Annotated in this window: 9 protein-coding genes; 7 read left to right on the forward strand and 2 right to left on the reverse strand. The window is 66.7% G+C overall.

Annotation, left to right across the window (positions count from 1 at the left end; translation table 11 throughout):
• Window positions 1-182 precede the first annotated feature (182 nt).
• Together hutI and ACTHLF_RS12165 are read right to left on the reverse strand one after the other, a co-directional pair.
• Window positions 183-1,415, reverse strand: a complete 1,233-nt coding sequence (hutI, locus tag ACTHLF_RS12160) for an imidazolonepropionase (RefSeq protein WP_440327608.1) — start codon at window positions 1,413-1,415, stop codon at window positions 183-185.
• Window positions 1,412-2,989, reverse strand: coding sequence for a GNAT family N-acetyltransferase (locus tag ACTHLF_RS12165; protein WP_440327609.1), 1,578 nt, complete (start codon window positions 2,987-2,989; stop codon window positions 1,412-1,414). The genes hutI and ACTHLF_RS12165 overlap by 4 nt, the downstream gene beginning before the upstream one ends.
• Window positions 2,990-3,144: 155 nt before the next feature.
• Between ACTHLF_RS12165 and ACTHLF_RS12170 the strand changes: the two genes are divergently transcribed.
• The 7 genes from ACTHLF_RS12170 to smc all read left to right on the forward strand — a co-directional run bounded on the left by ACTHLF_RS12170 (window position 3,145) and on the right by smc (window position 13,727).
• Entirely contained in the window at window positions 3,145-4,497 is a 1,353-nt protein-coding gene (locus ACTHLF_RS12170; protein WP_440327610.1) for a formimidoylglutamate deiminase, read from the forward strand.
• Window positions 4,498-4,821: 324 nt separating this feature from the next.
• Complete coding sequence (gene asnB, locus ACTHLF_RS12175) at window positions 4,822-6,492, forward strand: asparagine synthase B (RefSeq protein ID WP_440327611.1); 1,671 nt, start codon at window positions 4,822-4,824, stop codon at window positions 6,490-6,492.
• 217 nt (window positions 6,493-6,709) lie between these two features.
• Window positions 6,710-7,835, forward strand: a protein-coding gene (prfB, locus tag ACTHLF_RS12180; protein ID WP_440327612.1) for a peptide chain release factor 2 whose coding sequence is annotated in 2 segments (ribosomal slippage) — window positions 6,710-6,784 and window positions 6,786-7,835 — 1,125 coding nt in all. Because the reading frame shifts where the segments join, the coding sequence is not laid out codon by codon here.
• A 61-nt stretch (window positions 7,836-7,896) separates the two neighbouring features.
• Window positions 7,897-9,426 carry a lysine--tRNA ligase gene (gene lysS, locus ACTHLF_RS12185; RefSeq protein ID WP_440327613.1) on the forward strand — a complete coding sequence of 510 codons (1,530 nt, stop codon included), beginning with the start codon at window positions 7,897-7,899 and terminating at the stop codon, window positions 9,424-9,426.
• A 4-nt stretch (window positions 9,427-9,430) separates the two neighbouring features.
• Entirely contained in the window at window positions 9,431-9,730 is a 300-nt protein-coding gene (locus tag ACTHLF_RS12190; RefSeq protein ID WP_440327614.1) for a YciI family protein, read from the forward strand.
• Window positions 9,727-9,990, forward strand: a complete 264-nt coding sequence (locus tag ACTHLF_RS12195; protein WP_440327615.1) for a BolA family protein — start codon at window positions 9,727-9,729, stop codon at window positions 9,988-9,990. The genes ACTHLF_RS12190 and ACTHLF_RS12195 overlap by 4 nt, the downstream gene beginning before the upstream one ends.
• Window positions 9,991-10,226: 236 nt before the next feature.
• Entirely contained in the window at window positions 10,227-13,727 is a 3,501-nt protein-coding gene (smc, locus tag ACTHLF_RS12200; protein WP_440327616.1) for a chromosome segregation protein SMC, read from the forward strand.
• The last annotated feature ends 7 nt before the right edge of the window (window positions 13,728-13,734 follow it).

The raw sequence follows: 13,734 nt of genomic DNA on the forward strand, positions 1-13,734 counted from the left end.
CCGCGCACGCGGCCACGAGCGCGGCCACGCAAAGCGCGAACACGAACAGACAAGCGCGGGGCACGGCCCGGCGGAGTGGCGCGGCGATGTTCAACAAGCTTCCTGGGACGCGGCCTGAGCTTGTCGATGTTAGGGAACCCCCGCCACGGGATCGATGGAAGAATTCTGAAAAATGCGGCGGATTACGTCGTGCGCTCGCCGGCGACCCAGGTTTCCTTTAACAGCCCACCGCCGATCCAGTAGCACAGTTCCGGCAGGTGCCGGATGTTCCAGACCGCCAGGTCGGCGCGTTGGCCAACGGCGAGGGTGCCGCGATCATCGAGGCCGAGCGCTCGCGCACCGTGTTGGGTCGCGCCACGGAGTGCTTCCTCCGGCGTCAGCCGGAACAGCGTGCAGGCCATGCCCATCGCAAGGCGCAAGGAGAGCAGCGGTGATGTACCCGGATTGAGGTCGGTGGCGACGGCCATGGCGACGCCGTGCTCGCGAAAGCCCGCGATCGGCGGCGGCCGGGTGTCGCGCAGCGCGTAGTACGCGCCGGGCAGCAGCACGGCGACGGTGCCGGCCTTCGCCATCGCCTGGATGCCTTCTTCACTTGTCCATTCCAGGTGGTCGGCGGAGAGACCGTTGTAGCGGGCGACCAGTGCGGCGCCGCCAAGGTCCGAGAGCTGTTCGGCGTGCAGCTTGACCGGTAGCCCGAGCTCGGTGGCCTTCCGGAACAACCGTTCCGTTTCGGCGTGGGTGAAGCCGATGCCCTCGCAGAATGCGTCCACGGCATCGACCAGCTCTTCCTCGGCCAGCGAGGGCAGCATGGTGTCGCAGACGAGCGAGACATAGTCGTCTCGGCGCCCGGCATATTCCGGCGGCAGCGCATGCATGCCGAGGAAGCTGGTGCGCACATCGATGCCCAGCTCGATGCCGATGCGCCGGGCGACCCGGAGCATGCGGCGTTCCGCGTCCGGTTCCAGGCCGTAGCCGGACTTGATCTCCAGCGTGGTCACGCCATCGGCGAGGAGGGCGCGGGCACGCGGCAGGGATTGGGCGAGCAGTTCGTCTTCGCTCGCGCTGCGCGTCGCCCGCACGCTGGACACGATGCCACCGCCTGCACGGGCGATCTCTTCATACGTGGCACCTTCCAGGCGCATCTCGAACTCCTGCGCCCGATCGCCACCGAAGACCAGGTGGGTGTGGCAATCGACGAGGCCGGGAGTGATCCAGGAGCCCTGCAGCGATTCCACCCGATGCGACAGCACGTGCGGTTCGCCGGGAAGCTCCTCTCGCGCGCCGACGAACGCGATACGCCCGTCCTTGATGCCGAGCGCGCCATCGGCGATGGCCCCGTAAGCCGTGCCGTTGTCCGCGAGCGTCGCCAGTCCGGCATCGAGCAGCAGGTAGTCCCAGCGCGTATCCACGCTCATCGCGGCGACTCCGGCGTGCGCTCCCAACGCACCTGGTAGAGGTCGTAGCGACGATCCTTCAGGTTCTGCACCGCACCGGAGTTGCGGGCGCGGGCGAGGTTCTCGAGGCGCAGGTCCGCGAACAGCACGGTCTCGATGTTGGGCGTGGCATCAGCGGCGATGCCATCACGTGCAAACGGGAAGTCGCTCGGCGTGAGGATGCAGCTCTGGCCGTACTGGATATCGAAGTTGTTCACGCCGGGCAGGTTGCCGACGTTGCCCGAAAGCACTACGTAACACTGGTTCTCGATTGCGCGGGCCTGCGAGCAGTAGCGTACGCGGAGGTAGCCCTCGCGCACGTCGGTGCAGAACGGCACGAAGAGGATGAGTGCACCCTGGTCGGTGAGGTGGCGGGCGACCTCGGGGAACTCGGAGTCGTAGCAGATCATCACGCCGATCGGGCCGCAGTCCGTCTGGATCGTCGCCGCGGAATCGCCGCCCGTGATGTTCCAGACGTTCTTCTCGCTCGGCGTCGGGTGCAGCTTTTCGCGCTCGTGCAGCGAGCCATCACGCAAGGCCACGTAGCAGACATTGTGGATGTCGCCGTTCGGCTGGCGCGTGGGATGCGAGCCGCCGACGATGTTGATGTTGTAGTGCACGGCAAGCCGGTGGAAAAGGGCTTTCACCTCGTCCGAGTACTCGGAGAGGCGGCGGATCGAATCGACCGGCGAGAGCTCGGCGTTCTCGATGGAGAGGAGCTGCAGGGTGATCAGCTCAGGGAACACGACGAAGTCCGCGTCGTAGTCCGCGGCGATATCGACGAAGTACTCGACCTGCGTGGCGAACTCGGCGAACGAGGCAATGCGGCGTTGCATGTACTGCACCGAGGCAACGCGCACGGAATCGGGGAGGCGGTGGCTGTGCGACACACGCGGCGTATCCGGATGGTTGAGCAGGTGCGGATTGCGCCACACGAGGTGGGCCGCGTAGCCCAGCGATTCATGGTCGGAGGGCACGTACTCGCGTAGCAGGCCGAGCACCTCGAAACCGTTTTTCAGCTGGAAGCTGAGCGTGGGGTCACGGCGGCTGCCGTCGACAATCGCCTGCACATAGGCCTCGGCGCTGCCGTAACGGCCGATGGCCCGCGATAACCCCGGCATGCGCGCGCCGAACACGATGCCGCGCAGCTTGAGGTCGGTGCACAGGCGCTTGCGGGCCTGGTACAGGCGCTGGCCGATGCGCATGCCGCGGTAATCCGGATGGACCACCACTTCCATGCCATAGAGCCAGTCCCCCTTCGGGTCGTGGCGCGAGGCGAAGCCGCCGCCCGTGATCTGCATCCACGTGTGTGGGGCCAGGGCCACCGCCTCGTTGATGCGGAAGGTGGCGCAGAAGCCCACGATATGGCCTTCGTACTCGACGACGAACTGGCCTTCGGGGAAATTGTTCTGCTGGCCCTGCAGCATTTCCGCCGAATGCCCCCATTCGGCGGTGTAAACGCGCGCGGTCAGCGCGACCAGTTCCGGGATATCCGCGGGACGGGCCAGGCGGAGGGTGAGTTTCGGGGTCTGGGCGGGAGCGGCGATCTCGTTCATTCCCCCATTATGCCCCCGGCATGTGAAGCCGTTCATACGGCCGCGCTATCCTGTGCCGAAGAGTCCTGCCTGGCCCCGTGGGAGCGCGCTTGCGCGCGATGGGGTCTGCGGCCAGGCCCATCGCGTGCAAGCACGCTCCCACATAAGGTCTGCCAATGTCGCCGTCCCACTTCACCGCTGATTTCACCTGGACCGAAGGCGCCTGGGCCGAGGCCGGGCTGGCCATCAGGGAAGGCCGTTTCGCGGCGCGCAACGGCGAGGCCGGCGAACGCATCGGCCGTTTCGTGCTGCCGGGCATGCCCAACCTGCATTCGCACGCGTTCCAGCGCGCGATGGCGGGCCTGGCGGAACGCCGCGGCCCGGGTGAGGACAGCTTCTGGACCTGGCGCGAGACCATGTATGCCTTCGCCGAGGCCATCAACCCGGATGACCTGAAAGCCATCGCCACCCAGCTCTATGTCGAGATGGTCAAGGCGGGCTACACCCAGGTCTGCGAGTTCCACTACCTGCACCACGGCCCGAAGGGCGTGCATTACGCGGATCCAGCGGCGATGTCGCTGGCGCTGATCGAAGCGGCGAAGGAAGCAGGTATCGGCCTGACCCTGTTGCCGGTGCTCTACATGACGGGCGGTTTCGATGGCCGCCCGTTGAACGACCGCCAGCAGCGTTTCCGCCACGACGTGGGCCAGTATGTATCCCTGCTCGAACGCCTGGTGCCGATGCAGCACGACATGCTGACGGTGGGTATCGCCCTGCATTCACTGCGCGCCGTGCCTGAAGAAGCGATGCGGTCGGTGCTCGCGACCGGCGTGGCACAGGGCCTGCCTGTGCATATCCATATCGCCGAACAGATCGGCGAAGTACAGGACTGTCTCGCCGTGCGTGGTGCGCGACCGGTCGAGTGGCTGCTCGACCATGCCGACGTCAATGAACGCTGGACCCTCGTCCATGCGACGCACCTCACCGGCCACGAAACAAAGCGTATTGCGCAAAGTGGTGCGGTCGCGGGCCTTTGCCCGACGACGGAGGCGAACCTTGGCGATGGCCTGTTCCCGCTCGCGGATTTCATCGATGCGGGCGGTACGCTCGGCATCGGCTCGGATTCGCATATCTCGGTTTCGCCGGTGGAAGAGCTGCGCTGGCTCGAGTACGGCCAGCGCCTGGTCACCCGCCATCGCAACGTCGCCTCGCGCAAGCCGGAAGAAAGCACGGGCGTCGCGCTGTGGCAGCGTGCGCTCGACGGCGGCAAGCGCGCCTCGGGCGCCGATATCGCGCGGCTGGGGCAGGGTGCCCGCGCCGACCTGCTGGTCCTCGACGATCGTTCGCCGCTGCTCGCCGCGCGCGACGAGGCGGACGTCATCGACACCTTCCTCTTCGCCGGCAACACGCCGCTGGTGCGCGATGTGATGGTCGGCGGCCAGTGGCGCGTGCGCGACCACGCGCACGTGGCCGAAGCCCGCGCCGCGACCGAGTACCGCCACACGGTCGAAAAGCTCGCGGCCACGTGATCGTAGGAGCCCACCGGCCTGGCTGTGGGAGTGAGCTTGCGAGCGACGGGTCCGCGGAAGAGCCTCGTTCGCAAGCTCACTCCCACAGGCTGCTGCCGGCCTATTGCAGTGCATCAGCAAACGTGATTTAGTCGGGCCATGATTCGCATCGCCGCCAATAACGCCAATACCAATAATGCCCGGAACCTCGGGAGGGTCGGCGTGTAGGCGGTTGCAACTGAAACCACCGGAATCACGAAAGGCCCGCCCCACAAAGGCGGGCCTTTTTCTTTGTCCCGATCCAGCAGTCCCTATCCAGCTATTGATACGACAGGAGCAAGGCGCATGTGTTCGATCTTCGGAATGTTCGGCCTGACGGCCGGGGATGATCTCCAGGCGCTGCGGGCGCAGGCCATGGAGCTTTCGCAACGGCAGCGCCACCGTGGGCCCGACTGGAGCGGGGTGTACCTGGACGACGGCGCGATCCTCGTCCATGAGCGGCTCGCCATCGTGGATCCGGCCAGCGGCGCGCAGCCCCTGCGCTCGCGTGATGGCGAGCTGGCCCTGGCCGTGAACGGGGAGATCTACAACCATCGCGAACTGCGCGCCGCGAGCGGTTACGCCTTCACGACCGGCTCCGACTGTGAGGTCATCAACGCGCTATACCGCGAATACGACGCCGGCTTCCTCGGCAAACTCAATGGCATCTTCGCCTTCGCCCTGTGGGATGCCGCGAAGCGCCGCGTCCTCATCGCACGCGATCCGATGGGCGTGTGCCCGCTGTACTGGGGCCACGATCGCCAGGGCCGCCTCTACGTCGCCTCGGAAATGAAATCGCTGGTGGGCGTATGTGCCGATGTCGCGCCGTTCCCGCCCGGACACATCTACGACAGCGCAACCGGTGAAACGACCCGCTACTGGACGCCCGCCTGGCGCGACTATGACGTCACCGAGGGCAAGACGATCGACCCGAAGGATCTTCGTGCCGCGTTTGAAGCCGCGGTGCATCGGCAGATGATGACCGACGTGCCCTACGGCGTGTTGCTCTCCGGTGGCCTGGATTCGTCGCTCGTGGCCGCTGTCGCCGCCGGGTTCGCGCGCCGCCGCATCGAGGATGACGACCGCGACGAAGCATGGTGGCCCCGCCTGCATTCCTTCGCGATCGGCCTGGAGGGTTCCCCCGACCTCAAGGCTGCCGAGGTTGCCGCCGAGGCGCTCGGTACGGTTCACCACGGCTTCGTCTACACCTTCGAGGAGGGCCTCGACGCGTTGCCGGAAGTGATCCGCCACATCGAGACATATGACGTCACCACGATCCGCGCCTCCACGCCGATGTTCCTGCTGGCCCGCCGGATTAAGGCGATGGGAGTGAAGATGGTGCTCTCGGGCGAGGGCTCCGACGAGGTGTTCGGTGGATACCTGTATTTCCACAAGGCGCCGAACGCCCGTGAGTTCCACGCGGAGACCGTGCGCAAGCTGGATGCGCTGCACTACTACGACTGCCTGCGCGCCAACAAATCGATGGCTGCGTGGGGCGTGGAGGCCCGGGTGCCGTTCCTCGACTCCGAGTTCCTGGAGACCGCCATGGCGTTCGATGCCGAGGCGAAGATGGTCGCCCGCAAGGGCATCGAGAAGGGCATCCTGCGCGAGGCGTTCGAAGGCGCGCTGCCGGAGTCGATCCTGTGGCGGCAGAAGGAGCAGTTCAGCGACGGGGTAGGGTACGGCTGGATCGATGGTTTGAAAGCGCATGCCGAGGCCATGGTGAGCGACCGCGAGTTCGCCGCCGCCGCGGCCCGCTTCCCGCACAACACCCCGGCCACCAAGGAGGCGTTCTTCTACCGCTCGATCTTCGAGAAGCACTTCCCTGGCGAGGCGCCGGCGGCGACGGTCCCCGGCGGCAAGTCGATCGCCTGCAGCTCCCCGGCGGCCCTGGCCTGGGATCCGGCCTTCGCGGCTGCCGCCGACCCCTCCGGCCGCGCGGTCCGCGGCGTCCACCGGGAAGCCCTGCCGGCCTGATCGACCGCACCTCCCCCCTCGCAGGAGCCCACCCTGTGGGCGACGCCTTTCGCAGGAGAGCGGCAGGGCCTGCCGCGTCTGTCGCGAAAGATGTCGCCCACAGGGTGGGCTCCTACAGCCGGCGGCAGGCCATGCTGCAGTGCCATAAGGGGCCCGATTTGGTAAGATCAGCGCCTTTAGCCGGCGCGTCCCGCGCCGCATAGCAGGCAAGCCAACCATGATCGAGACCAATCCGATCCTTGCGCAGATCGCGGACCTCAAGGGCCGCGTCGAGTCGCTTAGGGGGTATCTTTGACTACGCCGTCAAGAAAGAACGGCTAGAGGAAGTCAACCGCGAGCTCGAGAGCCCCACCGTCTGGGATGATCCGAAGCGCGCGCAGGAGCTCGGCCGCGAACGCGCCCAGCTCGATACCATCGTCACCGGCATCGAAGAGATGTCGTCCTCGCTGGAAGATGCGAAGGAACTGCTCGAGATGGCCGCCGCCGACGGCGACGAGGACACCGTGCAGTCCGTGGCCGATGACGTGGCCAAGGTCGATGCCCGCATCAGCAAGCTGGAATTCCAGCGCATGTTCTCGGGCAAGCTCGATGCCGCCCCCGCGTTCGTCGATATCCAGGCCGGTGCCGGTGGTACCGAAGCCCAGGACTGGGCGGAAATCCTCCTGCGCATGTACCTGCGCTGGGCGGAGTCGCGCGGCTGGAAGGCCGAGCTGATGGAAGTGTCCGGTGGCGAAGTCGCCGGCATCAAATCCGCCACGTTCCGCGTCGAGGGCGATTACGCCTACGGCTGGCTCAAGACCGAGATCGGCGTGCACCGCCTGGTCCGCAAGAGCCCGTTCGATTCGGACAACCGCCGCCACACCAGCTTCACCTCGGTGTTCGTGTCGCCCGAAGTCGATGACGACATCGAGATCGACATCAACCCGGCCGACCTGCGTACGGACGTCTATCGCTCCTCGGGCGCCGGCGGCCAGCACGTCAACAAGACTGAATCGGCCGTGCGTATCACGCATATCCCGACCAATACGGTCGTGGCCTGCCAGACCGAGCGCAGCCAGCATGCCAACCGCGACCGCGCGATGAAGATGCTGAAGGCGAAGCTGTACGAACTGGAAGTGCAGAAGCGCAACGCCGAGAAGGATGCGCTGGAAGCCACCAAGTCGGACATCGGCTGGGGCAGCCAGATCCGCAACTACGTGCTCGACCAGTCGCGCATCAAGGATCTGCGCACCGGCATCGAGCGTTCGGATACCCAGAAGGTGCTCGACGGCGACCTCGACGAATTCGTCGAAGCCAGCCTGAAGGCGGGCCTCGAGGCGGGTTCCAAGCGCGTCGACGCGTAATACCGCAACACCCGGGGGCGCATGGGCGCCCCCGTTCCCCGAACGCAACCCAAGCGAAGCCATGACTGACGAAACCCGCGACGACACCACCGGCACTGTTGACGAAAACCGCCTGATTGCCGAGCGCCGCGAGAAACTCAAAGCGCTGCGCGAGCAGGGCATCGCCTTCCCGAACGACTTCAAGGTCGACAGCTTCGCGGGCGACCTGCAGGCCGAGTTCGAGGACAAGGAACAGTGGACGGCTGAAGCGATCGAAGCCGCGCCGCGCCAGGTGGCCGTCGCCGGCCGCATCCTGCTCAGCCGCGGGCAGGGCAAGGTCAGCTTCGTCACGATGCAGGACGGCACCGGCCGCATCCAGCTGTTCATCCACCAGGGCACGGTGGGCGAAGAGACCTACAACGCGTTTAAGCGCTGGGACCTCGGCGATATCGTCGGCGCCACCGGCACGCTGATGCGCACCAAGACGGGCGAGCTCTCGGTGAAGGTCGAGGGCCTGCGCCTGCTGACCAAGTCGCTGCGTGGCCTGCCGGACAAGCACCACGGCATGGCCGACGTCGAGCAGCGCTACCGCCAGCGCTACGTCGACCTCATCGTCACCGAAGAGGCCCGGCGTACCTTCCAGCTGCGTTCGAAGATCGTCAGCCACATCCGCCGCTGGCTGGAAGACCAGCCGCGCCGCTTCATGGAGGTCGAGACCCCCATGATGCACGTGATCCCGGGTGGCGCCACGGCGCGTCCGTTCACCACGCACCACAACGCGCTGGATATCCCGCTGTTCCTGCGCGTGGCGCCGGAGCTTTACCTGAAGCGCCTTACCGTGGGCGGCTTCGATCGCGTGTACGAGATCAACCGCAATTTCCGTAACGAGGGCGTGTCCACCCGGCACAACCCCGAGTTCACCATGCTCGAGCTGTACCAGGCGTACGCCACGTACCACGAGATCATGGACCTCACAGAGGGCCTGATCCGCTCGGCTGCCACCGATGTGATCGGCAACACGTCCATCGAGTGGGATGGCGCCACCGTCGACGTGGGCCCGGCCTTCCGCCGCTGGCGCATGGAAGATGCCGTGCTCGAGCTCAACCCGGAGATCAAGCCCGGCGAGCTGCGCGATCGCGAGGCCATGGCCGCGCACGCGAAGCGCCTGGGCATCCAGGTCAAGCCGTCGTACGGCTGGGGCAAGCTGCTGCTCGAGATCTTCGAGGCCACGGTGGAACACACCCTGGTCCAGCCCACCTTCATCACCGATCACCCGGTCGAGGTATCGCCGCTCGCCCGCGAGAGCGATACCGACAAGGGCATCACCGATCGCTTCGAGCTGTTCATCAACGGCAAGGAAATCGCCAACGGCTTCTCCGAGCTCAACGACTCGGAAGACCAGGCCGCGCACTTCCAGGCCCAGGTGGACGCGAAGGACGCGGGCGACGACGAAGCCATGCACTTCGACGCGGACTACCTCCGCGCGCTCGAAGTCGGCCTGCCGCCGACCGGTGGCCTCGGCGTCGGCATCGATCGCCTGGTGATGCTGCTTACGGGATCGTCGTCGATCCGCGACGTCCTCCTTTTCCCGACCATGCGCCCCGAGGCCTGATCCCATGTACTACGCCATCACCGGTATCGATCACCCGAATTCGCTGGCGAACCGTCTCGCGGCGCGCCCGGCCCATGTCGAGCGCCTGCTGAAGCTCAAGGAAGAGGGTCGCCTGAAGCTGGCCGGTCCTTTCCCGGCCATCGATGCAAAGGATCCGGGCGAAGCCGGCTTTACCGGTAGCCTGATCGTCGCTGAGTTCGAGAGCCTGGCTGCGGCACCGGCCTGGGCCGAAGCCGATCCTTACGTCGCCGGTGGCGTCTACAAGGATGTGACCGTGCGCCCGTTCAACGTGACCCTGCCGTGACCGCCGAGAAAGTCGAGCGCATCCGCCAGCTCCTGACCGAGGCCCTGGCCCCGGTCGAGCTGGATGTGATCGACGAAGGCCACAAGCACGCCGGTCATAGCGGGGAGGGCAAGGGCCATTTCTTCGCCCGGATCGTCAGCCCCGCGTTCGCCGGCCAGAACCCGATCCAGCGCCACCGCCTGGTCTACCAGGCCCTCGGCGACATGATGCCCGACGGCATCCACGCCCTCTCGATCGACTCGAAAGCGCCCGGCGAATAAGCCCGCCGCGCGCCCGTCCGTAGGAGCCCACCCTGTGGGCGACGCCGTTCGCGAATGCGCTGCAGGACCTGATACGGCATCGCGAAAAGCTGTCACCCACAGGGTGGGCTCCTACTATCAAGCATTTACGCTATTATTCTCAGGTTATTTCGCGTATTGCGCCGGGGTGACCCCTTTGGCAAAGTGATCGATCAGCCGAGGGGTGGCTGAGAGCCTGCGTCCCAACGGAACCAAACATGCGTCTGACCACGATCAAGCTGGCGGGATTCAAGTCCTTCGTGGACCCCACCACGCTGCACCTGCCCACCAACATGACCGGCGTCGTCGGTCCGAACGGCTGCGGCAAGTCGAACATCATCGACGCCATCCGCTGGGTCATGGGCGAATCCGCGGCCAGCCGCCTGCGTGGCGACTCGCTGACCGACGTGATCTTCTCCGGCTCCAGCGCGCGTAAGCCGGTGGGCCAGGCCGCCGTCGAGCTCATCTTCGATAACAGCGACGGCACCATCCAGGGCGAGTACGCCAGCTTCGCCGAGATCTCGGTGAAGCGCGTGGTCAGCCGCGACGGCCAGTCCTCTTATTACCTCAACGGCGCGCGCTGCCGCCGCCGTGACATCACCGACCTGTTCCTCGGGACCGGCCTGGGCCCGCGTTCCTACTCGATCATCGAGCAGGGCATGATCAGCCAGATCATCGAGGCGGCCCCGGAAGAACTGCGCACGCACCTGGAAGAAGCCGCCGGCATCTCCAAGTACAAGGAGCGCCGCAAGGAAACCGAGAGCCGGATCAAGTCGACCCGCGAGAACCTCGACCGCGTGCGCGACGTGCGCGACGAGGTCGAGAAGCAGCTCGACCACCTGAACCGCCAGGCCCGCGCCGCCGAGCGCTGGAAGGCCTTCAAGGAAGAGCAGACTCGCCGCGAGGCCGAACTGCGCGCGCTCGAGTACCGCACGCTCGATCGCCAGCGCCAGGGCGAAGGCTCGGGCCTGCGCGAATACGAAATCGAGATTGAAAAGCACACCGCCACCCAGCGCCAGGTCGAGGCGCAGATGGAGACGGTGCGCGAACGCCACCAGGGCGCGAGCGAGCACCTGAACCAGGTGCAGGCCGAGGTGTACAAGGTCGGCGCCGAAATCGCGCGCGTCGAACAGCAGGTGCGCCACAACCGCGACCTCGCCGAGCGCCTGACCCGTTCCAAGGCGGAAACCGATCGCGAGCTTGGCGAACTCCAGGGCCACATCGACGCCGATCGCGAACAGGTGGAAACCCTGCGCATGGCGCTGGCCGAAGGCGAGCCGAAGCTGGAGTCTCTGCAGCAGATCCAGGACGACACCGGCGAAGCGCAGCGCGCCACCGAGTCGCGCCTGGCGGACTGGCAGCAGCGCTGGGATACGCATACCCGTGGCGCTTCCGAGTCAACCCGCGCCGCCGAAGTGGAGCGCACGAAACTCGCTTACCTCGACCGGCAGGCGGTGGACCTCGCACGTCGCCGCGAAGCGCTCGAGGCCGAGCAGAAGGCCACGGACGTCGCCGCGCTCGACGCTGCTGCCGAACAGCTCGATACCGAACACGACACGCAGCGCGAACGCGTGGAGCAGCTAGGCGGCGTGCTGGACCAGCACAAGGTCGGCTACGAACGCGTGCTCGACGACGAGCGCCAGGTCCAGTCCGCGTTGAACGACGCACGCCAGCAACTGCAGACCGCGCGCGGCCGCCAGGCCTCGCTCGAGGCACTGCAGACCGCGGCGCTGGGCCAGGAAGAATCGGCCGCCACCGGTTGGCTGAAGCGCTTGGGCCTGGCCGACGCTCGCCGGCTTGGCGAATCGCTGCAGGTGGATGCAGGTTACGAATCGGCCGTCGAAACCGTGCTTGCCGGCGTGCTCGATGGCGTGCTGGTGGATTCACCGGCCGCGCTCGCCCCGGAATTCGGCGCACTCGGCGAAGCCGACGTGGCCCTGTTCGCCAGCGAGAAGGGCGGCCCGGGCACCGCCGGCACGCTGGCTGGCCACGTGCGCGGCCCCGCAGCCGCCGTTGGCCTGCTGTCGAATGTGTTTGTCGCCGACTCGGTGGAAGCCGCCGTAACCCGCGTCGGTTCGCTGTCGGCCGGCCAGTCCGTCATCACCCGCGATGGCGCGTGGATGGGCCCGGGCTGGACCCGCGTGCTACGCGCCCAGGGCAACCAGGTCGGCGTGCTCGCCCGCGAGCGCGATATCCGCCAGCTGGCCGAGCAGATCGAAGCGCTCGAGGCCACGATCGAAGAGCGCACCGAACAGCTCGAGGACCTGCGCACGCGCAAGTTCGAAACCGAACGCCAGCGCGACGACGCGCAGCGTGACCTCTACGCCGCGCATCGCCGCCTTTCCGAACTCGCCGGCCAGCTCCAGAGCCACCGCGGCAAGATGGAAACCGCGCGTGCCCGCGCGGAGAAGGTCGGCGGCGAGATCAGCACGCTGGTCGAACAGCTCGACGAACTGGAAGGCCAGACCCGCGAAGCCCGTGCACGCCTCGACGAAGCCGTCGGCCACATGGGCGATCGCGAAGACGAGCGCCGTGGCCTTGAGAACGAGCGCCGCGAATTGCTCGAGGCGCGCGAAGAAGCGCGCATGAACGCCCGCGAGGCCGCCGACCAGGCGCACCAGCTCGCCCTCAGCATGGAATCCAAGCGCGCCGCGCTCACCTCGCTGGAACAGGCGCTGGCTCGCCTCGATGCGCAGCTGCGCCAGGTGACGATGCGTCGCGACGAGATCGATGAACAGCTGGCCGCCGGCAGCGATCCGATCACCGAACTGGAAGAAGAGCGCCAGACCTACCTCGACCAGCGCCTGCTGGTCGACAGGCAGCTCGTCGAAGCCCGCCGCGCCCTCGAGGACTGTGACGCGGAGTTCCGCCGCCTCGAGCAGGAACGCCAGCGCGTCGAACACGTGCTGGCCCAGGTGCGCGAGAACGTGGCGGAGAAGCGCCTCGCTGCGCAGGCGCTGCAGTTGCGCGCCGAGCAGCTTGCCCAGGCCATCACGGCCTCGGGTCTCGAGCTCGAGCCGCTGCTGGCCGAACTCGCCGAAGATGCCGAACCGTCCATGTGGCAGTCGCAGCTGGCCGACCTCGCCGGCAAGATCGCCCGCCTCGAGCCGGTGAACCTTGCCGCGATCCAGGAACACGCCGAGCAATCGCAGCGCAAGGAATACCTCGATTCGCAGCTCACCGACCTCACGAGCGCGATGGAGACCCTGGAGGGTGCGATCAAGAAGATCGATCGCGAGACCCGCCAGCGCTTCAAGGAAACCTTCGATCGCGTCAACGCCGGTGTGCAGGAGCTGTTCCCGCGCCTGTTCGGCGGTGGCCACGCCTACCTCGAACTCACCGGCGAAGACCTGCTCGATACCGGCGTGGCCATCATGGCCCGGCCGCCGGGCAAGCGCGTTTCGAACATCACGCTGCTCTCCGGCGGCGAGAAGGCCCTCACGGCGGTCTCACTCGTCTTCGCTATCTTCGGGCTGAACCCGGCGCCGTTCTGCCTGCTGGACGAGGTGGACGCACCGCTGGACGAAGCCAACGTGGGCCGTTTTTCGGCGATGGTCCGCGAAATGAGCGAAAAGGTGCAATTCATCTTCGTCAGCCACAACAAGGCCACGATGGAGGCCGCGCACCAGCTGTGCGGCGTTACCATGCGCGAACCTGGCGTCTCGCGCCTCGTCCAGGTTGACCTGGCCGAAGCCTCGAAACTCGCCGGCGTCGCCTGAGCCGGCT

Source organism: Luteibacter sp. (assembly GCF_051958795.1).
Lineage (GTDB): Bacteria > Pseudomonadota > Gammaproteobacteria > Xanthomonadales > Rhodanobacteraceae > Luteibacter.

Coding starts and splice junctions, on each gene's coding strand:
- hutI (WP_440327608.1), bottom strand. CDS start 1,415: ATGAGCGTGGATACGCGCTGGGACTACCTGCTGCTCGATGCCGGACTG.
- ACTHLF_RS12165 (WP_440327609.1), bottom strand. CDS start 2,989: ATGAACGAGATCGCCGCTCCCGCCCAGACCCCGAAACTCACCCTCCGC.
- ACTHLF_RS12170 (WP_440327610.1), top strand. CDS start 3,145: ATGTCGCCGTCCCACTTCACCGCTGATTTCACCTGGACCGAAGGCGCC.
- asnB (WP_440327611.1), top strand. CDS start 4,822: ATGTGTTCGATCTTCGGAATGTTCGGCCTGACGGCCGGGGATGATCTC.
- lysS (WP_440327613.1), top strand. CDS start 7,897: ATGACTGACGAAACCCGCGACGACACCACCGGCACTGTTGACGAAAAC.
- ACTHLF_RS12190 (WP_440327614.1), top strand. CDS start 9,431: ATGTACTACGCCATCACCGGTATCGATCACCCGAATTCGCTGGCGAAC.
- smc (WP_440327616.1), top strand. CDS start 10,227: ATGCGTCTGACCACGATCAAGCTGGCGGGATTCAAGTCCTTCGTGGAC.